Genomic DNA, 22,651 nt, shown 5'->3' on the forward strand with positions numbered 1-22,651 from the left:
TGGGCGCTGAACGCGGGCCGGGATCCCCTCCCCCATCCCGGCCCACCCTGGCGGCCCCGCTGTGCGGGGCCGTTTTCTTTTGCGACGCGCTAGGCTGGGGGCATGAACTACATCGTGACGGCTGCGCACCGCAGCGAATTTCCGCACCCGATCACCCTGCGCCGTGGCCAGGCGCTGGTGGTGGGCGAACGTTATGAAGGCCCGGAGGGCTGGGAAGACTGGTTCCTGTGCCAAGCCGAAGGGCAGCAGCCCGGTTTCGTGCCGGCGCCGGTGATCGGTCGCTATGCGCAGGGTGACGCCTATGCCACGGAGGATTACTGCGCGCGGGAGCTGGATGTGGATCCCGGGCAGATCTTGCGCGGGCTGCGCCCCCTCAATGGCTGGGCGTGGTGCGTGCCGGAGACCGGCGAACCGGGATGGGTACCGCTGGAGAAGCTGCGCGCTGTGGAGTGATCGCGGGGGTTCATCCACGCATGGCGTGGATCTACTGGGGCATCGTTGAATTCATTCCCGGCGCGTGCAACATCCTCAAGTAGATCCACGTCATGCGTGGATACGGTGCCATGCAAGCATGGCACCCACCCAGCCAGAGAATCAGGCGATGGTTTCCAGGCCGCCCATGTACGGGCGCAGGGCCTCCGGCACGGTGATGCTGCCGTCGGCGTTCTGGTAGTTCTCCATCACCGCGATCATCGCGCGGCCAACCGCCACGCCCGAGCCGTTCAGGGTATGCACCAGCTCAGGCTTGCCGGTGGCCGGGTTGCGCCAGCGCGCCTGCATGCGGCGGGCCTGGAAGTCACCACAGTTCGAGCACGAGGAGATCTCGCGGTAGGTCTCCTGCGACGGAAGCCAGACTTCCAGGTCGTAGGTCTTGATGGCCGAGAAGCCCATGTCGCCGGTGCACAGCAGCACCTTGCGGTACGGCAGGCCCAGCTTTTCCAGCACCACTTCGGCACAGCGGGTCATGCGCTGGTGCTCGGCGTCGCTGTCTTCCGGGCGGCTGATCGAGACCAGCTCGACCTTCTCGAACTGGTGCTGGCGGATCATGCCGCGCACGTCGCGGCCACCGCTGCCGGCCTCGGCACGGAAGCACATCGAGTGGGCGGTCATGCGCAGCGGCAGGCGCTCGGCGTCGACGATCTCGTCGCGCACGATGTTGGTCAGCGGCACTTCCGAGGTCGGGATCAGGTACCGCGTGGAGTCGCCCACGGCGGTCTTGAACAGGTCGTCCTCGAACTTCGGCAGCTGGCTGGTGCCACGCAGCGAATCGGCGTTGACCAGCAGCGGCACGTTGGTTTCCTCATAGCCGTGCTCACCGGTGTGCAGGTCGACCATGAACTGGGCCAGCGCACGGTGCAGGCGCGCGATCGGGCCGCGCAGTACGGTGAAGCGCGAGCCGGACAGCTTGGCCGCGGTCTCGCCGTCCAGCCAGCCGTTGCGCGCACCCAGCTCAACGTGGTCGAGCACCTTGAAGTCGAACTGGCGCGGAGTACCCCAGCGCGCCTGCTCGACATTGTCGTTCTCGTCGGCACCGGCCGGCACGTCATCGGCCGGCAGGTTCGGAATCCCCATAGAGATCGCTTCGATCTTCTCGCGCAGCTCGTCCAGCGCCACTTCCGAGGCCTTCAGCTCGTCGGCGAATGCAGCGACCTCGGCCATGATGGCCGACACGTCCTCGCCCTTGGCCTTGGCCTGGCCGATGGCCTTGGAACGGCTGTTGCGCAGGCTCTGCAGCTCCTGGGTACGCACCTGGATGCGCTTGCGATCGGCCTCCAGGGACTCCAGGGCAGACACGTCGAGCTCGAAGCCGCGGCTGGTGCGCAGGCGTTCGGCGAGGTCGGCGGGCTGGTGGCGGAGCAGGGCTGGATCAAGCATGGCAGGTGTCGTGGTGGGTATCAGGGATGGGATTATCGCTTGTTATACGGATTTCTGCCGCCCGGTTCATTCCCGCCGTGGCAGAATCGGGGCATTCCGTACTGGTCCGGTCCATGTCTGCACCCCGCTCGTCGTCCGCCAAATCGTTTACCGTGCATATCCCGCGCAACGCCCTGAAGATCGCGGGCATCGCCTTCGGCGTGGGCGTGCTGCTGTTCGTGCTGGTCTGGTACACCGGTCGCGACAAGGAATTCTTCCGCGCCGACCCGGCCGCACAGACCCCGCAGGAGACGGCGCAGGTGGAACCGCTGCCCGAACCGCTGGCTGCGGCCGCCGGTTCCAGCGACATGCCCGATGCCAAGCCGGCCCCGGTCGAGGAGGAAGCCCCGAAGCTGGTCGAAACCCCGCCGCCACCGCCGGCGCCCGTCGCTGAAGCGGCCCCGGTCGCACCGGCCCCGGCGCCGGCTGCTACAGGCAACAGCCAGCCGATGCCGATTGCCGGCCAGTCGCCTCCACCGGCCTACCCGGCCGCCGCGCTGCGCGCCGGCGAGACCGGCAGCGTGGTGGTGCGCGTGGACGTGGATGCCACCGGCTATCCGAACAATGCCACGGTGATCCAGCGCAGCGGCTCACGCGAGCTCGACCGTGCCGCGACCGATGCGGTGCGCCGCTGGCGCTTCACCCCGGCGCAGAGCAACGGCCAGGCCGTACCGGGCAGCATTGAAGTGCCGTTCGACTTCAAGACCCAGTAACTGAACGTTTCCCGGCAGGCAAACTGAACCCTGCCGGTCGCGTTGACGCAACGCTGACACTTCCCGCCACTGGCCCGCGCAACACTCTCCCCGTCGTCCATTGACGGAAGGAGTTTGCGATGACCGCCACCACCCACGAAGACCTTCATTCGCCGCAGCTGCAGCAGGACGCCAGCGAACAGCACAAGCCCACGTCGCCCTGGATGTGGATCGCGCTGATCGTGGCGATGTTTGCCGCCGCGCTGCTCTGGCTGCGTCACTCGAACCAGGAAGACGTGGCGCCGGCACCGGTCGGCGAGCGCATGCTGCCCGCGCCCGAGCAGGCGCCGGTCGCCGACGTACAGCAGACTGCGGCACGCCAGGCCGCAGCGGCCGGCAACCAGCGCAAGGCCACCCCTGCCGTACGCAATCGCGAGGCGCGCCCGCTGGCAGGCAACAGCAAGCCGACCTACCCCGCTGCCGCGCTGCGCAATGGCGTGCAGGGCAGCGTGATCGCCAGCCTGAATGTCGATGCCCGCGGCCAGGTCACCAATGCTGCGATTGTTTCGCGCAGCGGCGAGCGCAGCCGTGACCTGGATCGTGCGGTGCTGAGCGCCGTGCAGAACTGGAAGTTCCAGCCGGCGATGCATGAAGGCCGTGCAGTGGCCAGTGTGGTGCGGGTCCCGGTGGATTTCCGTACCGGACAGCGTTGATCGCGGACGAGGGGTTCGTGATGTTTAGACGGAGGCTTCGGCCTCCGTCCTTTTATGCGGAGAAGCGTGCCGACCAAGGTCGGCACCTACCGGACAGGGGGCGCGTGCCAACCATGGTTGGCACCTACCGGAAAACCTGATCGGCCGATCAGGCCAGGTTGAAGCCGGCGCTGCGTGCCAGGCCGTCGAAGTCCGGGAAGGAGGTGGCGACGTTGGCGATGTCGTTGATGCGCACTTCGCCGTCGCTGATCTGGCCGGCAATGGCAAACGCCATGGCAATACGGTGGTCACCGTGGCTTTCGATGGTGCCACTCCCCAGCCGAACGCCGCCGTGCAGGGTGGCGCCGTCTTCGGTCTCGTCCACCTGCATGCCCAGCGCACGCAGGCCGGTGGCCATCGCCGCAAGGCGGTCGGATTCCTTCACTCGCAGTTCGGCCGCACCGCTCACCACGGTCTGGCCCTCGGCGGCCGCGGCGGCCACGAACAGCGCCGGGAACTCGTCGATCATGTCCGGCACCAGTTCTTCCGGAATGCGTGCGCCCTTCAGCGGGGCGTAGCGCACCACCAGGTCGGCCACCGGTTCACCGCCCTGTTCTGCCGGGTTCTCTTCGCTGATGTCCGCACCCATCAGGCGCAGCGCATGCAGCAGGCCAGTGCGACGCGGATTCAGGCCGACCTGCTTCAGGCGCAGCTCGGAACCGGGAATGATGCTGGCGGCGACCAGGTAGAACGCGGCCGAAGAGAAATCGGCGGGTACCACGATATCCGTGGCGCGCAGGCGCTGGCCACCGCGCAGGCGGGCCTTGCCCGGCGAAAACGCGATGTCCACGCCGAATGCGGACAACATGCGCTCGGTGTAGTCGCGGGTCGGGTGCGGTTCGGTCACGCTGGTTTCGCCCTGCGCATACAGCCCGGCCAGCAGCACCGCCGACTTGACCTGCGCACTGGCCACCGGCGAGGCGAAATCGATGCCGTGCAGCGCTTGGCCACCATGCACGTGCAGCGGCGGCGTGCCGTCGTCCTGGGTGTCGATCCTTGCGCCCATCTGCGACAGCGGGCCGGTCACGCGGCGCATCGGTCGGCCGGACAGCGATTCATCGCCGATCAGCGTGCAGTCGAAGGCCTGGCCTGCCAGCAGGCCCGCCAGCAGGCGCATGCCGGTACCGGCATTGCCGCAGTCCAGCGGTGCCTGCGGTGCTTTCAGGCCGTCGATACCCACCCCATGCACGATGCGCTGCGACGGGCTGGGGGTTTCGATGCGCACCCCCAGCTGGCTGAAGATGCGCGCGGTGGCGCGGGTGTCTTCGCCTTCCAGGAAGCCTTCGATGTGCGAGGTGCCATCGGCCAGCGCGGCAAACATCACCGAGCGGTGCGAGACCGACTTGTCGCCGGGAATGGTCAGGCTGCCCTGCAGCGGCTGGCCCTTGCGGGCAATCCAGTGTTGCGCGTTGCTCATCGTTCGATCATTCCGTAAACACCGGCAGCGCCGGCGATGCATCAGGGAGCGGCGGCTGTTGCCGCCACAGCAGCACTCAGGGCACGGCCACCGGATAGGAGCCCAGCACCTTGATCTGCGCCGAGTGCGCTTCCAGTTCGGCCAGCGCGGCCTGCATCGGCGCGTCGTCGATATGGCCGGCCAGGTCGATGAAGAAGCCGTACTCCCACTTGCCGTGGTGTGACGGCCGCGACTCGATTCGGTTCATGCTGATGCCGTGGCGGGCGAACGGGCTGAGCACGTCGAACAGCGCACCGGGCTTGTCATGGATGAACACCAGCACCGAGGTGCGGTCGTGCCCGGAGGTCGGGAAAATGTTGCGACCCACCACCAGGAAGCGGGTGGTGTTGTCGGCATCGTTCTGGATCGGCTTGGTGACCACCTTCTTCAGGCCGTACACGTGGCCTGCACTCTCGCCGCCGATGGCCGCCGCGTCGTCGGCGTTGCGCGCACGACGCGCGCCTTCGGCGTTGCTCGACACCGGAATCTTCTCGGCCTTCGGCAGGTTGGCGCGCAGCCACGCCGAGGTCTGCATGAACGACTGCGGATGCGCGTAGATGCGCTCGATGTCCTCGATGCGGCCGCTGCGCGACATCAGGAACTGCTGCACGCGCAGTTCCACTTCGCCGCAGATCTTCAGGTTGGAGGTCAGGAACATGTCCAGGGTGATCTGGATGGTGCCCTGCCCCGAATTCTCCACCGGCACCACGCCGAAATCGGCGTTGCCCGCTTCCACTTCCTGGAACACCTCTTCGATGCTGGCCATCGGCAGGCCCAGCGCGGAGCGGCCGAAGTGCTTGAGCACGGCCTGCTGGCTGAAAGTACCTTCCGGGCCGAGGTAGCCGATCTTCAGCGGCTCCTGCTGGGCCAGGCAGGCCGACATGATCTCGCGGTAGACGTGCACCAGCAGTTCATCGCTGAGCGGGCCTTCGTTGCGGTCCACCACCATGCGCAGCACCTGCGCTTCGCGCTCGGGGCGGTAGTAGTCGACGGCGGCGGCGAGCTTGCCCTTGGCCTTGCCGACCTGGTGGGCGAAGCGCGCGCGCTCGGCGATCAGGCTCTGGATGTCGCGGTCGATCTGGTCGATCTTCGAGCGCACATCGGCCAGCGCCAGCGGCGCCAGGGTGGGTGCCGGGTTCGAGGTGGCCTTGGCCTTGCCCTTCGCCTTGGTGGGCACGCTGTCCTTGGCCGGTTCGGCCTTCTTCGGCGCCTTCTTGCTGGATTTGCTGCTTGCCATCGGAATTCCTTGTTGCGGGGCACGCACCCGACGGTGCGCGCCGTTCATTGCTCAGCCGTGACGCTGCTGGAAATCGGCCATGAAGGCGACCAGCGCCTCGGCCCCGGCCAGCGGCATGGCGTTGTACAGCGAGGCACGGATGCCACCGACGACCTTGTGCCCCTTCAGCGCCAGCAGGCCAGCGGCCTTGGCCTCGGCCACGAAGCGGGCATCGAGATCGGCATCGGGCAGGAAGAACGGGATGTTCATCCGCGAACGGGCCGCGTGTGCAACCTCATTGCGGTAGAAGCCGCCGGAACCGTCGATGGCGCCGTACACCAGCGCGGCCTTGGCGGCATTGCGCCTGGCGAACTCGGCCACGCCGCCCTCGGCCAGCATCCACTTGAACACCAGGCCGGCCAGGTACCAGTTCCAGGTTGGCGGGGTATTGAGCATCGAATCGCGGGCGACATGCGAGCGGTAATCGAAGATGTCCGCGCGTGGCTGGCCACTGCGCTCGAGCAGGTCGCGGCGGATGATCATCACCGCGATGCCGACCGGGCCCAGGTTCTTCTGCGCGCCGGCATAGATCACGCCGTAGCGGCGCACGTCCAGCGGCTCGCTGGCGATGGACGAGCTGAAGTCGGCGATCAGCGGAACGTTGCCGGTGTCGGGCACATCACGGAACTCGACGCCGTGGATGGTCTCGTTGGCGGTGATGTGCACGTAGGCGGCATCGGGTGACAGCTGCCAGTCGGCGCGCGGCGGCAGCGTGCGATAGCCATCGGCCTCGCTGCTGGCGGCGATGTTGACGTCCACGTAGACACCGGCCTGCCTGACCGCGGTCTTGCCCCAGTGGCCACTGACCACGTAGTCGGCACGCTGGCCGGGGGCGGCGAAGTTCAGCGGGATCAACGCCTGCTGGGTGGTGGCACCACCGGACAGGAACAGCACCGCGTAGTCTTCGGGGATATCGAGCAGGCGACGCAGGTCGGCCTCGGCCTCGGCGGCCACGGACATGAATTCCGCGCCGCGATGGCTCATTTCCACGATCGAAGCGCCGGACCCGTGCCAGTCCAGCATTTCCGCCTGCGCCTGGCGCAGGACCGATTCCGGCAAGGTCGCAGGGCCGGCACTGAAGTTGAACGCGCGCGTCATGTCACACCTGTGGGGCAAGACCCCTAGTATGCCGCAGTGCACCAGCCTTGCGGCCTTGTGCGGCAAGGGAAATTTGGTTTCATCGGAATCCATCGGCAACGCGACCAGGTAGTGCCGGCCGCTGGCCGGCAACCTAACGGATTCGGGGCGGCGGTTGCCGGCCAGCGGCCGGCACTACCGTCAGCGCGCGCCGAACCAGAGCAGCAGGCTGAGCAGCGCGGCCAGCAGCAGCGCACTGACCAGCAGCCACGGCCAGCGCCGCACCCTGCGCGGCGCGGCCGGCAGCACCGGCGCCTGTTCCACGTCCTCGCCCGACTCGTCCTCGACCGGCAACGACCGTCGGCGCGGATCATGCGGCACTTCCAGCACGAAACGGTGCTGGCCATCGAACACCACCTGGTCGCCGGCCTGCAGCCAGCAATGGCGCACGGCCACGCCATTGACGCGGGTGCCGTCGGCACTGCCGAGATCGCGCAGCAGCACGCGTTCGCCGTGCACTTCCACGCGGGCATGCTGCTCGGCAAAAGCCGGGTCATCGATGGCGATGTCGGCCTCGTTGCCACGCCCGATCAGGCGGGCCCGCGACAGGGTGAAGCTGCGGCCATGATGGAGACCGCCGACACCGCGCAGCAGCCGCTGCTGCTCGTCGCTGCCATCTTCGGCTTTCGGCGCAGGCGCCTGCAGCAGGCTTTCGACCTCGCCCTGCAGGACCATCTCCACGCCATCCACATACACCGCATCGCCTGCACGCAGCAGGGCCATCCGGCGTACCGGGCGACCGTTGACGTGGACGCCGCGGATGCCGTTGCCGACCTGCAGCCAGAGGCCGCGATCATCCATGCAGAACTGGGCCAGCAGCAGTGCGCCGTGGCCAGGATCTCCGAGCCGCACGCTGCCGTTGGCCTGGCGCACGATGCGCTGCACCCCGGGCCGCAAGGGCTGGTCGGGCTGTTGTTGTTGACTGAAGTGAACAAGCAGGTTCTGCACGCGGCGCAGCCTAGCAGGTTGGTCGCCAACGAAGAAGAACCCACGATGAGTGCTTGGCGCGGCGGCCCTTGATGCGCACAATGCTTGCCCTCTTCGACCATCCCCGCCCTGCGCCAGGAGCCTGCATGTCCACCATCGATGTCCGCCACGCCCACGCCCTGCCCGATGCACAGGCGCGCGCCGCGATCGAACAGGTCGCTGCCAAGCTGTCCGAGCGCTTTGGCCTGAAGTCGTCCTGGACCGCCGACGTACTGAACTTCTCCGGCAGCGGCGTGGACGGTGCGATCGAACTGCAGCCGGGCGCGGTGCGCGTAACCGCCAAGCTGGGCTTCCTGCTGTCGGCGATGAAGGGCATGGTCGAAGGCGAGATCCAGCGTGTGCTGAAGGAAAAGCTGGGCTGAACCCCGGCGGCGGCCGTCACGGCCGTGCAACGCCGGTGCGCGCTACTCTCGGGGGCAGGCCCAACTCCCACGGGAAGTGCGATGAACCACTACGAGAACGACGACCGCCGTAACGACGATGCCTCTTTCGGTGACCAGGCCGAGCGCTTCTCGCGCAAGCTGAGCGATTCGGCCCAGCAGGTCTGGCTGGCCGGGTTGGGTGCGCTGGGTCGCGCCCAGGCCGAGGGCAGCCGCTTCTTCGACGGCCTTGTGAAGGAAGGCGAAGCCTGGGAAGCCCGCCGCCGTGAACGCAACGGCGACCAGGGCCCGGGCTGGCGTGACAATGTCGAGACCTCGCTGGACGAGGCCCGCGAGAAGGCCTCCGGCACCTGGAACAAGGTCGAGAAGGCCTTCGATGACCAGGTGCAGGGCGTACTCAAGCGCCTGCATGTACCCACCGCCGACGAAGTGACCGCGCTGGAGGCGCGCATTGATGCCCTGCACGCGCGCTTGGCCAAGCTGGAAAACCGCGCCGCGTCCGGCACCGATGCCCCTGCTCCGGGCAGCCATCAGTCACCGGACAGCGTGCCCTGACCACGATTGTTGCAATGCAATAAAAATTGATTGACAATCGCGAGCAACCCGCCAATCGCTTCGGCTGCCGTTTGTTCCCTCCCCTCACGGCTTCAGGATTGGCGGGTTTTTCGTGCCCGCTGTACGCCGATCTGCGCGCTCCATCACGCTTTCTGTCAGGAACATCCTGACCCGGCCAGGCACCGCGACCTTTACACTGTCGTTCTCCGCTTTCGCCCCTTCCGCCCTACTCCTGCATGCTCCCCTGGATCCTGGCCCTGCTGTCGGCCCTGCTTAGCTGTTTCCTGGCCGTTATCTATCTGTGGTGGGTCAAGCGGCGGCAGAAGGAGATGCAACTCGGCCTGCAGGCCCTGGCGGGCATGCATTGGCGCGAATTCTCCGTTCTGGTCAAGCGCATGCTGCGCGAACAGCGCGGCCTGCGTGAACTGATCGATCCGGCGGAAGAAGCCCGCGAGCCAAGCAGCGATTTCATGCTCAGCGATGGCCCCAACCACTGGCTGGTGTCGTGCAAGCATGGCCTGGCCTACCGCATCGGCACCGCCGCAGTGAACGAGCTGGGTGCGGCCGCGCGCCTGGCCGGCGCCAAGGGCGGCGTGCTGCTGACCGAAGGCCGCATCGAGCGCGACGGCCGCAGCGCCGCCGAGAAGCAGGCGGTTGAAGTGCTGGACGGCCCGCGCCTGTGGCCATTGCTGCAGCCTTACCTGCCCGGCGACATCGAAGCGCGCGTGCGCGCCAGCGCCCGGCACGAAGCGCTGCGCCGCATCGCCATCGCCGCACTGGGTTCGGCAACGCTGGGGCTGCTGGTTGGCCTGGGCCTGCAGGGCCTGCGTGTGGAAGAGGCCGCGCCGGTTGCTGCAGCGTCGGTGGTGGCGACGCCTTCAACCGCGCCTGCGGCGGAACCTGCTGGCACCGCGGCAGTGCTCCCGGCCGCCTCTTCACCCGCGGCTGCCGTCGCCCCGGCGGCCGACCCGCGCAGCAACCCCAATCCGGATGCAGCCACGCTGGATCGCTACCAGGCCGATCTGGCCCGTGCCCTGGCTGGCAAGCCCGGCATCGCCAGCGGTGTCTGGCTGACCCGGCAGACGCTGGCGATCAACCGCACCGGTGAACTGGAAAAGGTCTGGCCGCAGGTCTGTGAGGAAGTGCTGCACTACCCTGCCCTGCGCAACGTGCGCATCCAGCTCAATGCCCGCCCCGGCGTGGATGAGCCGGTGCGCTGGCGGCAGTGCGCTACGTATTGATGGGGCAACATCCACGCATGGCGTGGACCTACTGAATCCCGACACACGAATCTCTGGTAGATCCACGCGATGCGTGGATGCCTTTGCAGAGTCGAGCCACGCTCGACTCATCGCGCAACGCGCGAACAGCAGCCGACCATGGGCTGGGCTCTACAGGGCGCCCGCTCAGCCCAATGCTGCGAGATGGGCGATGTAACTGGAGCGGGATTCGCCGGCCGCCCTGGCCTGCGCATCCAGCCTGGCCAGGATGCGACGCGGCAGGCTGATGTTGACCCGTTCGATGGTGTCGTCCAGCAGAGATGTATCAATGCAGATGTAGGCAAGAATCCAGGCCGTACCACTGGGAGCCTCGGCGACGATCTTCTGTGGCGCAGAAGGACTCGGAATCGAGCGCCCCTCATCCAGGGCCGCATCGATCCAGGCAAGCGCAGACTCCTCGGCCGCGCTGAGTGCATCGTCAAGCGTGTCGGCTGCCGAGAAGCACCCCGGCAGATCGGGAACGATGACCCCCCACGCGGTGCGTTCATCGCCGGCCTCAATCAAGACTGGATAGCGCATGGGACCTCCTACGTCAGTCCTGCGAGCTTCCGCAACGCCTGAACCAGCCCCTTGCCCAGATCCTTTCTGGGGTGAGGCACGGTGATGATGTGAGGCCACTGCGAGGTGCACGAATACATGATGGGATCCGCGAATCCTGCAACAGGTCCAACCTGCCGCCTCCAGACCCCGGATGAGGTCCCTGCTCTTCATGCAGGGACGATACACATCGCACACACGCACCAACAGAGTTCAAGACGACAGCCGTACCGGACCAGTAGATCCACGCCATGCGTGGATGGAATCCCTAGCGAGCGCCCGGCGCGAAGCGCGCAACCAGGTCCCAGGCATCCCCCAGGAACACCTGGCGCACGCGGGTGATCGGCTGTTCACCGCGCCAGGTCAGGCGCTCGATCACCAGGCAGGCGGTGCCCGGTTTCACGTCCAGCAGCCTGGCCGTGGCGGTGTCCGCACCCCAGGCACTGATGCGATGCTGCGCGCGCGTCCAGGACACGTTCTGCAGCAACCAGCTGCCCGGCGCGGTGGTACTGAAATCGACTTCCAGTACCTCGGGCACGCCCACCGGACTGATCAGGCGATGCTCCAGCGCCAGCGGACGGCCATCGGCCAGGTGCAGGCAGCGCATCGCCAGCAGCTTCTCGCTGCCGGCCAGCTCCATTTCACCGGCATTGCCGCCGTCGGCCAGGCGCAGCTCGCGCTGCAGCAGGCGGTACGCGTACTGGTGGCCGCGCGAACCGACCTCCATCGCGATATCGGGAATCTCCAGCGCTACCTGCTCCAGGTGCGGCGGCTGACGCGCCACGAATGAACCCGCACGACGGCGGCGTTCGATCATGCCGCTCTCGGCCAGTGCGGTCAGCACCTTGTTCACCGTCATCCGCGAGCAGCCGTACTGCTCCATCAGCTCGTGCTCGTACGGAATCCGGAAGCCCGGCGCCCACTCCCCACTGAGGATGCGGCTTTCCAGATCGCTGCGGATACGCTGGTTGAGCGTGGCGGACTTGCTGGCCTTCACGTAATGGGATCCCGGTGGCGGAGACGATCAGCCCAGCACGCCCTTCAGGGCGGCGGCGAAGGCGGTGGTGATCGCCTCGCGCTGCAGGTGGCGGCCGTCGGCCACGCACTGGCGGCCATGCCGCCAGACCGATCGCAGCGCGCCATTACGTGCGGCGAACACCCAGCTGTCAAGCCATGCGTCATCCTGTCGCGCCTGCAGCGCCGGGTGTGCGGCATCCAGTTCGACCAGATCGGCACTGGCGCCCACCTGCAGGCCAGCGGCCACGCCCAGCGCCTGTGCGCCACCGTGCAATGCACCTTCAAACAGGAAACGACCGGTGCTGCGGGTGCCATCCGGCGCCAGCACGTTGCGTCCGCGCAGGGTCAGCCGCTGGCCGTACTCAAGCAGGCGCAGTTCTTCAGCTGCATCGATCAGCACATTGGAATCGGAACCGACACCGAAGCGCCCGCCCTCGCGGGCGAACGCCTGCATCGGGAACAGGCCGTCGCCCAGATTGGCTTCGGTGATCGGGCACAGGCCGGCCACAGCCTGGCTGGCGACGATGGCCGCGCGCTCGTCATCGGTGATGTGGGTGGCATGCACCAGGCACCAGCGCGCATCGACCGGTGCATGGTCGTACAGCCACTGCACCGGGCGCTGGCCGCTCCAGGCCAGGCAGGCCTCGACTTCACGCACCTGCTCGGCGATATGGATGTGCACCGGGCCGTCGGTCAACGGCAGCAACGCGCCCAGTTCCTCGCCGGTGACCGCACGCAGGCTGTGCGGTGCAATGCCGAGCACCGCATCGGGCAGCGCGGCCAACGCCGGCTTGGCGCCGTCCAGCAGCTGCGCGAAACCGTCCACGTCGTGGATCAGGCGGCGCTGCGCCGGATTCGGCGGCGCGCCACCGAAATCGGCATGCGCGTAGAACACCGGCAGCAGGGTCAGGCCGATGCCGGTCTGATCGGCCGCAGCGGCAATCCGCGCGCTCATCTCGGCGCGATTGGCATAGGCATGGCCATCGGCGTCGTGGTGCAGGTAATGGAACTCGCCGACGCGGGTGAAGCCGCTTTCCAGCATTTCCATGTAGGCCTGGGCGGCGATGGCCTGCACCGCATCCGGGCGCAGATGGGCCAGGAAGCGGTACATCAGCTCGCGCCAGCTCCAGAAGCTGTCGCCGTCACCGCCGCCGATCTCGGTCAGGCCGGCCATGCCGCGCTGGAACGCGTGGCTGTGCAGGTTGGGCAGGCCCGGCACCAGGATGCCGACGCGGGTGTCACCGCCCTGCGCGGCCTGCCCCTTGCTGATTGCCGTGATGCGGCCGTCCCGCACCTGCAGGCGGACATCGCGGGCCCAGCCCTCGGCCAGCAGGGCGTGGGTGGCATGGAAACTGAGCAGGGAACGCGAATCGTACATGGCTGGACAACCCGAAATGGACGCCTATATTGTATAGACATATAAGCACAGCCGCGTTGTGGATGCCATGCACGTCGATACCCTCTGGTCCAACGTTCACCTGATCACCCTCGATGGCGAGGGCCTGGGTGTCATCCGCGATGGCGTACTGGCCTGCGCCGAGGGCCGCATCGTCCACGTCGGCGCTGCCGGCAGCGATGCGCACCTGCAGCCGACCACCCGCATCGACGGCGAAGGTCGCTGGATCTCGCCGGGCCTGATCGACTGCCACACCCACCTGGTCTACGCCGGCAACCGCGCCAACGAATTCGAGCAACGCCTGCAGGGCGTCAGCTATGCCGAGATCGCCCGCGCCGGCGGCGGCATCGTCTCCACCGTGCGCGCCACCCGCGCTGCCACGCCCGAGCAACTGGCCAGCGAGAGCCGCCCGCGCCTGCTGGCGATGCGCGCCGAAGGCGTGACCACGATCGAGATCAAGTCCGGCTACGGCCTGACCCTGCCCGACGAACGCAAGCAGCTGCAGGTTGCACGCACGCTGGGCGAGCAATGCCGGGTCAACGTGGTGACCACCTTCCTCGGTGCACACGCGATTCCGCCGGGCCGCGAGGCACAGGAGTACACCGACGAGGTGTGCGAGGTGATGATTCCGGCCATCGCCGCCGAAGGCCTGGCCGAAGCGGTGGACGTGTTCTGCGAGAACATCGCCTTCTCGCCGGCGCAGGCGCGGCAGGTCTTCGAAGCGGCGCGCGCCAACGGGCTGGCGGTGAAGATCCATGCCGAGCAGCTGAGCAACCAGCATGGCGCCGAACTGGCGGCCGGTTTCGGTGCGCTCTCCGCCGACCATATCGAACATCTGGACGACACTGGCATCGTCGCGATGGCTGCCGCCGGCACCGTCGCCGTGTTGCTGCCCGGCGCCTTCTATTTCACCCGCGATACCACCCTGCCGCCGATCGCTGCGCTGCGTGCGGCCGGCGTGCCGCTGGCGCTGGCCACCGACAGCAACCCGGGCACTTCGCCGCTGACCAGCCCGCTGCTGGCGATGAACATGGGCGCCACCCTGTTCCGCCTGACCGTGGACGAGTGCATCGCCGGCTTCACCCGTGAAGCGGCGCGCGCGCTCGGCCATGGCGAGCGCATCGGCCGCCTCGCCGTCGGCATGGACTGTGACCTGGCGATCTGGGACATCGACGCCCCTGCCGACCTGGTCTATCGCATTGGATTCAACCCGCTGCACGCGCGCGTGGTGCGCGGCCAGCCCGACCTGCCTGCCTCCTGGAGCAACACATGAGCAACACCCTGGTTCTTCGCCCCGGCCATGTCACTCTCGCCCAATGGCGGCAGGTCTATCGCGGTGCGCCGCTTGCACTGGACCCGGCCGCGCTGCCGGTGGTGCGCGCCAGTGCCGCAGCCGTCGCCGCCATCGTCGCCAAAGGCGCACCGGTGTATGGCATCAACACCGGCTTCGGCAAGCTGGCCAGCGTGCGCATCGAGCGCGAAGACCTGGCCACCCTGCAGCGGAACATCGTGCTCTCGCATGCCGCCGGGGTGGGCGAGCCGATGCCGGCCAGCGTGGTGCGGTTGATGATGGCGCTGAAGCTGGTCAGCCTGGCGCAGGGCGCATCGGGCATTCGCGAGGAAACCCTGCTGCTGCTCGAAGCGATGCTGGTCAAGGGCGTATTGCCCGTGGTGCCGGCACAAGGCTCGGTGGGTGCCTCGGGCGATCTGGCGCCGCTCTCGCACCTGGCCAGCGTGATGCTGGGCGTGGGCGAAGCCTTCATCGATGGCGAGCGCCTGCCGGCGGTCGATGCCCTGGCACGTGCCGGCCTGCAGCCGATCGAACTGGGAGCGAAGGAAGGCCTTGCGCTGCTCAATGGCACGCAGTTCTCCACCGCCTACGCGCTGGCCGGCCTGTTCGAGATCGAGACCGTATTCCAGGCCGCACTGGTCACCGGCGCGCTGTCGGTGGAAGCGGCCAAGGGCTCGGACACGCCGTTCGACCCGCGCATCCACGCCATCCGCGGCCAGCGCGGGCAGATTGCCACTGCCGCGACGCTGCGCGCGCTGATGCAGGGCTCGGACATCCGCGAATCGCACCGCGACAACGATGTGCGCGTGCAGGACCCGTACTGCCTGCGCTGCCAGCCGCAGGTGATGGGCGCGGCGCTGGACATCCTGCGCCAGGCCGCGACCACGCTGGAAATCGAAGCCAACGGCGTCTCCGACAATCCGCTGGTGTTCACCGACACCGGCGAAGCACTGTCCGGCGGCAACTTCCACGCCGAGCCGGTCGCCTTCGCCGCCGACATGCTGGCGATGGCGGTGTGCGAGATCGGCTCGATCAGCGAGCGCCGCCTGGCGATGCTGGTGGACCCGGCGCTGTCCGGCCTGCCGGCGTTCCTGACCCCGCGCCCGGGCCTGAATTCCGGCTTCATGATTCCGCAGGTGACCGCGGCTGCACTGGTCTCGGAAAACAAGCAGCGCGCCTACCCGGCCAGCGTTGATTCAATCCCGACCTCGGCCAACCAGGAAGACCATGTGTCGATGGCCGCGCACGGCGCACGCCGCCTGATGCAGATGGCCGAGAACGCCGCCAACGTGATCGGTATCGAACTGCTGGCCGCAGCACAGGGCTGCGACTTCCACGCCCCGCTGCGCTCCAGTGCCGCGCTGGAAAGCGTGCGCGCCAGCCTGCGTGCGCAGGTGCCGACACTGGAAGAAGACCGCTACTTCCATCCGGACATGGTGACCGCCACGAATCTGGTGCGCAGCGGTGCGCTGGCGCAGGGCCTGGGCGATCTGTTGCCGACCGTGGAACCGCAGGCATGACGACCCTTCCCGAATGGCTGACGGTACACGAGGGCGACGCCCCCCTCATCGTCAGCTTCCCGCATACCGGCAGCGAGCTGCCGCACGACCTGATCGGCGACTACCACTCGCCGTGGCTGGCACGCCGCGACGCCGACTGGTGGGTGCACGAGCTGTACGACTTCGTGCGTGGCATGGGCGCGACCACGGTGCGCTCGGCAATCTCGCGTTCGGTGATCGACCTCAACCGCGATCCCAGCGGCGTGTCGCTGTACCCGGGCCAGAACACCACCGGCCTGTGCCCGCTGACGACCTTCGACAACCAGCCGCTGTACCACGCCGGGCGCGAACCGGACGACGCAGAAATCGCCCGTCGCCGCGACACGTATTTCCTGCCTTACCACGATGCGCTGGCTTCGCAGATCACGCGCCTGCGTGCACGCCACGGCACCGTGGTGGTGTACGACGCGCACTCGATCCGCTCACACATCCCGCATCTGTTCGACGGGGAGCTGCCGCAGTTCAACCTGGGCACCGCTGGCCCGTCCGGCGCACCTGACACGTCCTGCGACAACGCCTTGAGCGACGTGGTGGAGAACCTGCTGAAGATCAGTGGCATGAGCCAGGTGCGCAACGGCCGTTTCAAGGGTGGCTGGATCACCCGCCACTACAGCAACATCGCCGGCGGCGTGCACAGCCTGCAGATGGAGCTGGCCTGCCGCGGCTACATGCACGAACCCCTGCCGGACCAGGTGGACGAGCACAGCTGGCCCACGCCGCTCGACCCCGACCACGCCGCACCGCTGCGCCACACCCTGGCGCAGGTGCTCAATGCCTGCCTTGAATTCGCTACGAACCGGAGCGCCGCATGACCCGCAACGACCCGTCCCGCACCATCGCCGCGCCGACCGGCACCACGCTCAACGCCAAGAGCTGGCTGACCGAAGCGCCGCTGCGCATGCTGATGAACAACCTGCACCCCGATGTGGCCGAGCGCCCGCAGGAACTGGTGGTGTACGGCGGCATCGGCCGCGCCGCACGCGACTGGGAGAGCTTCGATGCCATCGTCGAAACGCTCAAGCGCCTGGACGACGACCAGACCCTGCTGGTGCAGTCGGGCAAGCCGGTGGGCGTGTTCCGCACCCACGTCGATGCGCCGCGCGTGCTGATCGCCAATTCCAACCTGGTACCGCGCTGGGCCAACTGGGACCACTTCAACGAGCTGGATAGGAAGGGCCTGGCCATGTACGGCCAGATGACCGCAGGCAGCTGGATCTACATCGGCGCGCAGGGCATCGTGCAGGGCACCTACGAGACCTTCGTGGAGATGGGGCGCCAGCATTTCGGTGGCGACCTGACCGGGAAGTGGCTGTTCACCGGTGGCCTCGGCGGCATGGGCGGCGCACAGCCGCTGGCCGCCGTGATGGCCGGCGCCTCCTGCCTGGCCGTCGAGTGCCGCAAGAGCAGCATCGACATGCGCCTGCGCACCGGCTACCTGGACACCTGGACCGACAACCTGGACAAAGCGCTGCGCCTGATCGATGAAGCCTGCAAGGCCGGCACGCCGAAGTCGGTGGGCCTGCTCGGCAACGTCGCCGACGTGCTGGCCGAACTGCTCAAGCGCGGCGTGAAGCCGGACCTGCTGACCGACCAGACCTCCGCGCACGACCCGGTGAACGGCTACCTGCCGCAGGGCTGGACCGTCGAGCAATGGGACGAAAAGCGCGTGTCCGCGCCGAAGGAAGTGGAGAAAGCAGCGCGCGCGTCGATGGCCAACCATATCCGCGCCATGCTCGGCTTCCACGCACTCGGCGTGCCGACCGTGGACTACGGCAACAACCTGCGGCAGATGGCGCTGGAAGAAGGCGTGGAGAACGCGTTCGACTTCCCCGGCTTCGTGCCGGCCTACATCCGCCCGCTGTTCTGCCGCGGCATCGGCCCGTTCCGCTGGGCAGCACTGAGTGGCGACCCGGAAGACATCGCCAAGACCGATGCCAAGGTGAAGGAACTGATTCCGGACAATCCCCACCTGCACCGCTGGCTGGACATGGCCGCCGAGAAGATCAAGTTCCAGGGCCTGCCGGCGCGCATCTGCTGGGTCGGCCTGGGTGATCGCGATCGACTCGGACTGGCGTTCAACGAGATGGTCGCCAACGGCGAACTGAAGGCGCCGGTGGTGATCGGACGTGACCACCTGGACAGCGGCAGCGTGGCCTCGCCAAACCGCGAAACCGAAGCGATGGCCGATGGCTCCGACGCGGTGTCCGACTGGCCGCTGCTGAACGCCCTGCTCAACACCGCCAGCGGCGCGACCTGGGTCTCGCTGCACCATGGCGGCGGCGTGGGCATGGGCTTCTCCCAGCATGCCGGCATGGTGATCGTCTGCGACGGTACCGAGGCAGCGGCGAAGCGGATTGGCCGCGTGCTGTGGAACGACCCGGCCACCGGCGTCATGCGCCACGCCGATGCGGGGTATGACATCGCGATCGACTGCGCGAAGGAAAAGGGACTGGATCTACCGGGGATCCTGGGCTGATCGCAGGGGTGCCGGCCAGCGGCCGGCACTACCCGGAAACACCTGTAGAGCCGAGCCATGCTCGGCTCATTTTTCCGGGTGCATGATGCCTGGCCCGAAGGCAGCCGAGCATGGGCTCGGCTCTACATGCCAAGATGCGCCATCACCGCTGATGGATCACCGCGATGTACCGCACCTTTGCTGCTGCATTGCTCTGCGTCCTGTTCGCTGCTCCGCCCGCATCAGCGAGTGACCTCTCCGCCGGCCTCTCTACCCAGCTTGACGCCCAACTGCAGGCCAACCTCGAACGCTACGGCATCGCCGGTCAGGCGGTACTGGTCGCCCACAACGGCCAGGTGCTGTACCAGGGCGCCAGCGGCGAACGTGATCGCGCTACGCACACACCTGCCACCGTCGATTCCATCTTCGCCGCGCAGTCGATGGCCAAGCTGCTGACCAGCACGCTGGTGATGCAACTGGTCGATCAGGGCAAGGTGGATCTGGATGCGCCGGCGAGCCGCTATGTGCCGGACCTGCCGACTGCATGGCAGGCAATCCACGTGCGCGACTTCCTCAACCACAGCTCGGGTATCGGCGAGTACTACAACCGGGTGGATAACCGCTGGGTGAGCAAGGGCTACCCCGGTGTAGCGCCTGACCTTGGCACTGCGCTGAAGGTGGCCGGCGCTGTACCGATGCAGTTCGCCACCGGCAGCCGCGTGCAGTACACCCAGGCCAACTACCTGGTGCTGACGGCGTTGCTGGAAGCGCACTACCGCAAGTCCTACCCGGCCATCGCGCGCGAACGCATCCTGCAGCCATTGAAGATGGCCAGCACCTCGTGGGGCGTTGCCAGCGTGCCGGCCCGGCGCGCGGCGGTGCCGTACATCGGCAAGGATGGCCAACTGCAGCCTGCCAATGAAGATCCCTGGCCGGACTACGGCTGGGGCCATGCCGATCTGCAGACCACCGTGGGCGACATGAACCGCTTCCTGCAGGCGCTGGCGACCGGCACGCTGGTGCGTACGAAGACCCTGGAAAAGCTCTGGCAGCCGCAGAAACTGAGCGGTGGCGGCAGCAATTTCTTCTCCACGGGATGGGACACCACCCGCAGCGACGGCTACACCCAGGTCGGCCATGATGGCGGCACCCGTGTACGTGCGCGGCTGGCGTACAAGGACACGCTGGCCAGCGGCTACTGGGTGTTCGTGTACCTGACCAACGGCAGCGCCCGCAATGTCTGGTCCAGCACGCTGGTGGAGAGCACGATGGCGGTCGCGGCGCCGCAGGCGTTTCCGCACGCGGTGCTGTCCGAGGGGCTGGTCGCGTATGCGCTGGATGATGATGCAGGCGCTGCCCAGGCGATACGCAGTTGGTTGCGCGATAACAACCGGGTGGCGGGCAGCGAGCTGGAACGAGCGATCAACGCCAGCGGCTATGCCATCCGCGAGAGCCTTGGTGCACGCAGGGCGTTGAAGGTATTCGCCCTCAACACCGAGCTGTATCCGGATTCGGCCAATGTGTGGGACAGCCTGGCCGAGTGTCATGCGGCATTGGGCGAGAAGGAAGCAGCTGATCAGTTCTACGCAAAGTCGAAGACGCTGACGAAACCTTCGCCGTAAACCCTGCTGTAGAGCCGAGCCCATGCTTGGCTGCTCTTTGTCGCGATGGCAGACAACCCGCGCTGCGCGCGATTAGCCGAGCGTCGGCTCGGCTCTACAGGAACACGGCGGGCGGCCATACGCCGCCGATGGGTGACGTGGCGCCGTCGACCTGTTAACTTGCGCTCCACCTTCGTGGTTTACAGCATTTCCGCATGTCGCTCTCGTCGTACCGCCCCATCCCCTCGCTGCTGTCTCTGACCGTTTCCCTCGGCCTTTCTTCCACCGCCGCCGCGGCCCCGCAGGCCACCACGCTGGATGCGGTGCAGGTCACTGCTGCTGATGCCAGCGCGCAGGCGCGCGAGGCGCTGAAGCGCGTACCCGGCGCCAGCAACGTCATCGACGTGGCCAAAGCCGACAGCCGACTGTCCAGCAATGCCGATGTGCTGGCCTACCAGCCCGGCATCAGCGCGCAATCGCCCGGCAACGAAGGCACCAAGGTCTCGATCCGGGGCTCGGGCATCAATCGCGGCCCGGGCGCGCATGCCTCGGGCATTGCGGTGTCGATCGACGGCCTGCCGCTGACCGGCCCAGGTGGCACGCCTTACGAACTGCTGGAACCCCTGTGGCTGTCGCGCGTGGAAGTCCTGCGCGGCGCCAACGGCTTCGAGCGCGGCGCGCTCGCGCTGGGCGGTGCCATCGACTACGTCAGCCGCAGCGGCCGTGATTCGGCGGGCGTGCAGCTGCACTACGAAGCCGGCAGCCGTGGCTACCAGAAGCGCGGCCTCAGCTGGGGCGGCGTCAACGGCGATGTCGACTACTTCCTGGCCTACACCGATACCGAGTTCGACGGTTACCAGCGCCATGCGCACGGCGACGGCAAGGGCGCGATGGCCAACATCGGCTGGCAGATCACGCCCGATCTGCAGACGCGCTTCTTCGTGCGCTACCGCGAAACCAATCACGAAACGCCCGGTCGCTTGACCCGCGACCAGATCCGCAACGATCCACATGCCGCGAATGCGGCCAACCTGGCCATCGATGCGCGCCGCCCGCAGCCGGGCAGCACCTGGGTGGGCAATGTCACCACGCTGCAGATCGATGAGGATTCGTCGCTGCAGGCCGGGCTGGTCTACCACACCTACCCGATGGACTTGAACGAGAGCCTGTACCGCCAGCAGCTGGACTACGCCAACCTCAACGCCACACTGAACTACCGCCGCCGCCACCGGCTGTTCGGGCTGGACAGCGAGACCACGGTCGGCCTGCGCGTCACACATGACCTGGATGCCGATGTGCGCGAGTCGCTGCGCTTTGCCAGCAACGGCTATACCGCCGGCACGCGCACGCGCGACTTCCGCCACCACGGCACCGACAGCACACTGCACGTCAGCAACACCCTCGCCTTCAATGACCGCCTGCGCATGCAGGCTGGGCTGGCGCTGATCAACACCCGCCGCGATGTGCAGGTGACCTGGCCGAGCAGCGGCGGCCGCCTGCACGAGCAGGACTGGGACTATGCGCCGCGACTGGGCTTCACCTGGCAGCACAGCGCGCAGACCCAGTGGTTCGGCAACCTCAGCCGTTCGGTGGAGGCACCGCACCCATGGTCGATGATCTGGGGCTCGAACCAGTACTTCGGGCCGGGCAATGGCCCGTCTACCGGCCGCCAGCGCGCGCCGGTGCCGATGCAGAACCAGACCGCCACCACGCTGGAACTGGGCGCGCGCGGTGATGCGGCGCTGGGTCGCTGGGAACTGACCGGCTACTACGCCCACGTGAACCACGAACTGCTGAGCGTCGAACTGCAACCGCTGCCGAACCTGTTCATCGCCGAGAACAATGCCAGCCCCACCGTGCACCGCGGTATCGAGGCCGGATTGGACAGCACGCTGTGGCAGGCTGCACCGGGCCGCCTGTCGCTGCGCCAGGCGTATACCTTCAGCGACTTCCGCTACCTCCACGATGCGCGCTTCGGCGGCAACCGCCTGCCCGGCCTGCCGCGCCACGCCTACCAGGCCGAGCTGCGCTTCGATCATGCATCCGGCCTGTACGCGGCACTGAACACCGAATACGCCTCGCGCATCGCGGTGGACTATGCCAACAGCTACTGGGCCGACAGCCATGTGATCTTCGGCAGCCGCATCGGCTACGACGCCCCCGGCGGTCGCTGGCAGGCCTGGGCGGAGATGCGCAACCTCGGCAACCGCCACTATGCCGCCACGGTCACGCCGGGCTACGACGACGCCGGCAGGGATGTTGCGCGCTCGACCCCGGGCGAAGGTCGTGGCCTCTATGCAGGCGTGCGCTGGCGCTTTGATTGATGGCAGAAGGCGGCGCCGGGCGTGATCCGGCGCCGCCGTTCC

The 22,651-nt window shown here is 67.5% G+C and carries 20 protein-coding genes; 12 read left to right on the forward strand and 8 right to left on the reverse strand.

Annotated features, from left to right (window positions below):
* Positions 1-102: 102 nt before the first annotated feature.
* Positions 103-453, forward strand: coding sequence for a ligand-binding protein SH3 (locus ACEPA4_RS12530; protein WP_139727317.1), 351 nt, complete (start codon positions 103-105; stop codon positions 451-453).
* Positions 454-594: 141 nt separating this feature from the next.
* Here ACEPA4_RS12530 and serS read toward each other — a convergent pair whose 3' ends face one another.
* The gene (gene serS / locus ACEPA4_RS12535; RefSeq protein ID WP_164092730.1) at positions 595-1,875 is read right to left on the reverse strand and encodes a serine--tRNA ligase; all 1,281 of its coding nucleotides are present in this window, start codon (positions 1,873-1,875) and stop codon (positions 595-597) included.
* A gap of 113 nt (positions 1,876-1,988) precedes the next feature.
* Here serS and ACEPA4_RS12540 point away from each other — a divergent pair, with 113 nt between their 5' ends.
* The gene (locus tag ACEPA4_RS12540) at positions 1,989-2,627 is read left to right on the forward strand and encodes an energy transducer TonB (RefSeq protein ID WP_005417291.1); all 639 of its coding nucleotides are present in this window, start codon (positions 1,989-1,991) and stop codon (positions 2,625-2,627) included.
* A gap of 119 nt (positions 2,628-2,746) precedes the next feature.
* Entirely contained in the window at positions 2,747-3,319 is a 573-nt protein-coding gene (locus tag ACEPA4_RS12545; RefSeq protein WP_164092729.1) for an energy transducer TonB, read from the forward strand.
* A gap of 148 nt (positions 3,320-3,467) precedes the next feature.
* Here ACEPA4_RS12545 and aroA read toward each other — a convergent pair whose 3' ends face one another.
* The 4 genes from aroA to ACEPA4_RS12565 form a co-directional block, all read right to left on the reverse strand.
* On the reverse strand, positions 3,468-4,775 hold the full coding sequence (gene aroA, locus ACEPA4_RS12550; protein ID WP_005417295.1) for a 3-phosphoshikimate 1-carboxyvinyltransferase: 1,308 nt from the start codon (positions 4,773-4,775) through the stop codon (positions 3,468-3,470).
* Between the two features lie 76 nt (positions 4,776-4,851).
* A complete protein-coding gene (gene pheA / locus ACEPA4_RS12555) occupies positions 4,852-6,051 on the reverse strand; it encodes a prephenate dehydratase (protein ID WP_049414995.1) in 1,200 nt (399 codons plus the stop codon).
* 51 nt (positions 6,052-6,102) lie between these two features.
* Positions 6,103-7,188 carry a 3-phosphoserine/phosphohydroxythreonine transaminase gene (gene serC / locus ACEPA4_RS12560; protein WP_005417298.1) on the reverse strand — a complete coding sequence of 362 codons (1,086 nt, stop codon included), beginning with the start codon at positions 7,186-7,188 and terminating at the stop codon, positions 6,103-6,105.
* 180 nt (positions 7,189-7,368) lie between these two features.
* Positions 7,369-8,175: an FHA domain-containing protein gene (locus ACEPA4_RS12565; RefSeq protein WP_032954286.1), complete on the reverse strand. Its 807-nt coding sequence runs from the start codon at positions 8,173-8,175 to the stop codon at positions 7,369-7,371.
* 125 nt (positions 8,176-8,300) lie between these two features.
* Between ACEPA4_RS12565 and ACEPA4_RS12570 the strand changes: the two genes are divergently transcribed.
* The 3 genes from ACEPA4_RS12570 (at position 8,301) to ACEPA4_RS12580 (ending at position 10,390) form a co-directional block, all read left to right on the forward strand.
* On the forward strand, positions 8,301-8,576 hold the full coding sequence (locus tag ACEPA4_RS12570; protein ID WP_005417302.1) for a polyhydroxyalkanoic acid system family protein: 276 nt from the start codon (positions 8,301-8,303) through the stop codon (positions 8,574-8,576).
* A gap of 81 nt (positions 8,577-8,657) precedes the next feature.
* The gene (locus ACEPA4_RS12575) at positions 8,658-9,149 is read left to right on the forward strand and encodes a phasin family protein (protein WP_053497278.1); all 492 of its coding nucleotides are present in this window, start codon (positions 8,658-8,660) and stop codon (positions 9,147-9,149) included.
* Positions 9,150-9,385: 236 nt separating this feature from the next.
* On the forward strand, positions 9,386-10,390 hold the full coding sequence (locus ACEPA4_RS12580; protein WP_065186168.1) for a restriction endonuclease: 1,005 nt from the start codon (positions 9,386-9,388) through the stop codon (positions 10,388-10,390).
* A 165-nt stretch (positions 10,391-10,555) separates the two neighbouring features.
* Here ACEPA4_RS12580 and ACEPA4_RS12585 read toward each other — a convergent pair whose 3' ends face one another.
* The 3 genes from ACEPA4_RS12585 to ACEPA4_RS12595 all read right to left on the reverse strand — a co-directional run bounded on the left by ACEPA4_RS12585 (position 10,556) and on the right by ACEPA4_RS12595 (position 13,361).
* A complete protein-coding gene (locus tag ACEPA4_RS12585) occupies positions 10,556-10,948 on the reverse strand; it encodes a type II toxin-antitoxin system HicB family antitoxin (RefSeq protein ID WP_262090913.1) in 393 nt (130 codons plus the stop codon).
* A 286-nt stretch (positions 10,949-11,234) separates the two neighbouring features.
* Complete coding sequence (gene hutC, locus ACEPA4_RS12590) at positions 11,235-11,963, reverse strand: histidine utilization repressor (protein ID WP_065178642.1); 729 nt, start codon at positions 11,961-11,963, stop codon at positions 11,235-11,237.
* 27 nt (positions 11,964-11,990) lie between these two features.
* Entirely contained in the window at positions 11,991-13,361 is a 1,371-nt protein-coding gene (locus ACEPA4_RS12595; RefSeq protein WP_262090914.1) for a formimidoylglutamate deiminase, read from the reverse strand.
* A gap of 67 nt (positions 13,362-13,428) precedes the next feature.
* Between ACEPA4_RS12595 and hutI the strand changes: the two genes are divergently transcribed.
* From hutI to ACEPA4_RS12625, 6 genes are all read left to right on the forward strand, one after another.
* Positions 13,429-14,652 carry an imidazolonepropionase gene (gene hutI / locus ACEPA4_RS12600; protein WP_262090915.1) on the forward strand — a complete coding sequence of 408 codons (1,224 nt, stop codon included), beginning with the start codon at positions 13,429-13,431 and terminating at the stop codon, positions 14,650-14,652.
* A complete protein-coding gene (gene hutH / locus ACEPA4_RS12605) occupies positions 14,649-16,190 on the forward strand; it encodes a histidine ammonia-lyase (RefSeq protein ID WP_005417317.1) in 1,542 nt (513 codons plus the stop codon). Before hutI ends, hutH begins: the two co-directional genes overlap by 4 nt.
* Positions 16,187-17,041: an N-formylglutamate deformylase gene (gene hutG, locus ACEPA4_RS12610; protein ID WP_005417319.1), complete on the forward strand. Its 855-nt coding sequence runs from the start codon at positions 16,187-16,189 to the stop codon at positions 17,039-17,041. The genes hutH and hutG overlap by 4 nt, the downstream gene beginning before the upstream one ends.
* Positions 17,038-18,705 (forward strand): urocanate hydratase, encoded by a 1,668-nt coding sequence (hutU, locus tag ACEPA4_RS12615; protein WP_262090916.1) that lies wholly within the window; start codon positions 17,038-17,040, stop codon positions 18,703-18,705. Before hutG ends, hutU begins: the two co-directional genes overlap by 4 nt.
* 164 nt (positions 18,706-18,869) lie before the next feature.
* Positions 18,870-20,306, forward strand: a complete 1,437-nt coding sequence (locus ACEPA4_RS12620) for a serine hydrolase (RefSeq protein WP_262090917.1) — start codon at positions 18,870-18,872, stop codon at positions 20,304-20,306.
* 194 nt (positions 20,307-20,500) lie between these two features.
* Entirely contained in the window at positions 20,501-22,609 is a 2,109-nt protein-coding gene (locus ACEPA4_RS12625; protein WP_262090918.1) for a TonB-dependent receptor domain-containing protein, read from the forward strand.
* Positions 22,610-22,651: the final 42 nt, after the last annotated feature.

It is taken from the genome of Stenotrophomonas sp. P2112, assembly GCF_041897515.1.
GTDB lineage: Bacteria > Pseudomonadota > Gammaproteobacteria > Xanthomonadales > Xanthomonadaceae > Stenotrophomonas > Stenotrophomonas sepilia.

Excerpts from the sequence above, each read along its gene's own strand:
- hutH (WP_005417317.1), top strand. The coding sequence starts at position 14,649 with ATGAGCAACACCCTGGTTCTTCGCCCCGGCCATGTCACTCTCGCCCAA.
- hutI (WP_262090915.1), top strand. The coding sequence starts at position 13,429 with ATGCACGTCGATACCCTCTGGTCCAACGTTCACCTGATCACCCTCGAT.
- pheA (WP_049414995.1), bottom strand. The coding sequence starts at position 6,051 with ATGGCAAGCAGCAAATCCAGCAAGAAGGCGCCGAAGAAGGCCGAACCG.
- serS (WP_164092730.1), bottom strand. The coding sequence starts at position 1,875 with ATGCTTGATCCAGCCCTGCTCCGCCACCAGCCCGCCGACCTCGCCGAA.
- ACEPA4_RS12540 (WP_005417291.1), top strand. The coding sequence starts at position 1,989 with ATGTCTGCACCCCGCTCGTCGTCCGCCAAATCGTTTACCGTGCATATC.
- serC (WP_005417298.1), bottom strand. The coding sequence starts at position 7,188 with ATGACGCGCGCGTTCAACTTCAGTGCCGGCCCTGCGACCTTGCCGGAA.
- ACEPA4_RS12575 (WP_053497278.1), top strand. The coding sequence starts at position 8,658 with ATGAACCACTACGAGAACGACGACCGCCGTAACGACGATGCCTCTTTC.
- ACEPA4_RS12545 (WP_164092729.1), top strand. The coding sequence starts at position 2,747 with ATGACCGCCACCACCCACGAAGACCTTCATTCGCCGCAGCTGCAGCAG.
- ACEPA4_RS12570 (WP_005417302.1), top strand. The coding sequence starts at position 8,301 with ATGTCCACCATCGATGTCCGCCACGCCCACGCCCTGCCCGATGCACAG.
- ACEPA4_RS12580 (WP_065186168.1), top strand. The coding sequence starts at position 9,386 with ATGCTCCCCTGGATCCTGGCCCTGCTGTCGGCCCTGCTTAGCTGTTTC.
- ACEPA4_RS12585 (WP_262090913.1), bottom strand. The coding sequence starts at position 10,948 with ATGCGCTATCCAGTCTTGATTGAGGCCGGCGATGAACGCACCGCGTGG.
- aroA (WP_005417295.1), bottom strand. The coding sequence starts at position 4,775 with ATGAGCAACGCGCAACACTGGATTGCCCGCAAGGGCCAGCCGCTGCAG.
- hutG (WP_005417319.1), top strand. The coding sequence starts at position 16,187 with ATGACGACCCTTCCCGAATGGCTGACGGTACACGAGGGCGACGCCCCC.
- hutU (WP_262090916.1), top strand. The coding sequence starts at position 17,038 with ATGACCCGCAACGACCCGTCCCGCACCATCGCCGCGCCGACCGGCACC.
- ACEPA4_RS12620 (WP_262090917.1), top strand. The coding sequence starts at position 18,870 with ATGTACCGCACCTTTGCTGCTGCATTGCTCTGCGTCCTGTTCGCTGCT.
- ACEPA4_RS12595 (WP_262090914.1), bottom strand. The coding sequence starts at position 13,361 with ATGTACGATTCGCGTTCCCTGCTCAGTTTCCATGCCACCCACGCCCTG.
- ACEPA4_RS12625 (WP_262090918.1), top strand. The coding sequence starts at position 20,501 with ATGTCGCTCTCGTCGTACCGCCCCATCCCCTCGCTGCTGTCTCTGACC.
- ACEPA4_RS12530 (WP_139727317.1), top strand. The coding sequence starts at position 103 with ATGAACTACATCGTGACGGCTGCGCACCGCAGCGAATTTCCGCACCCG.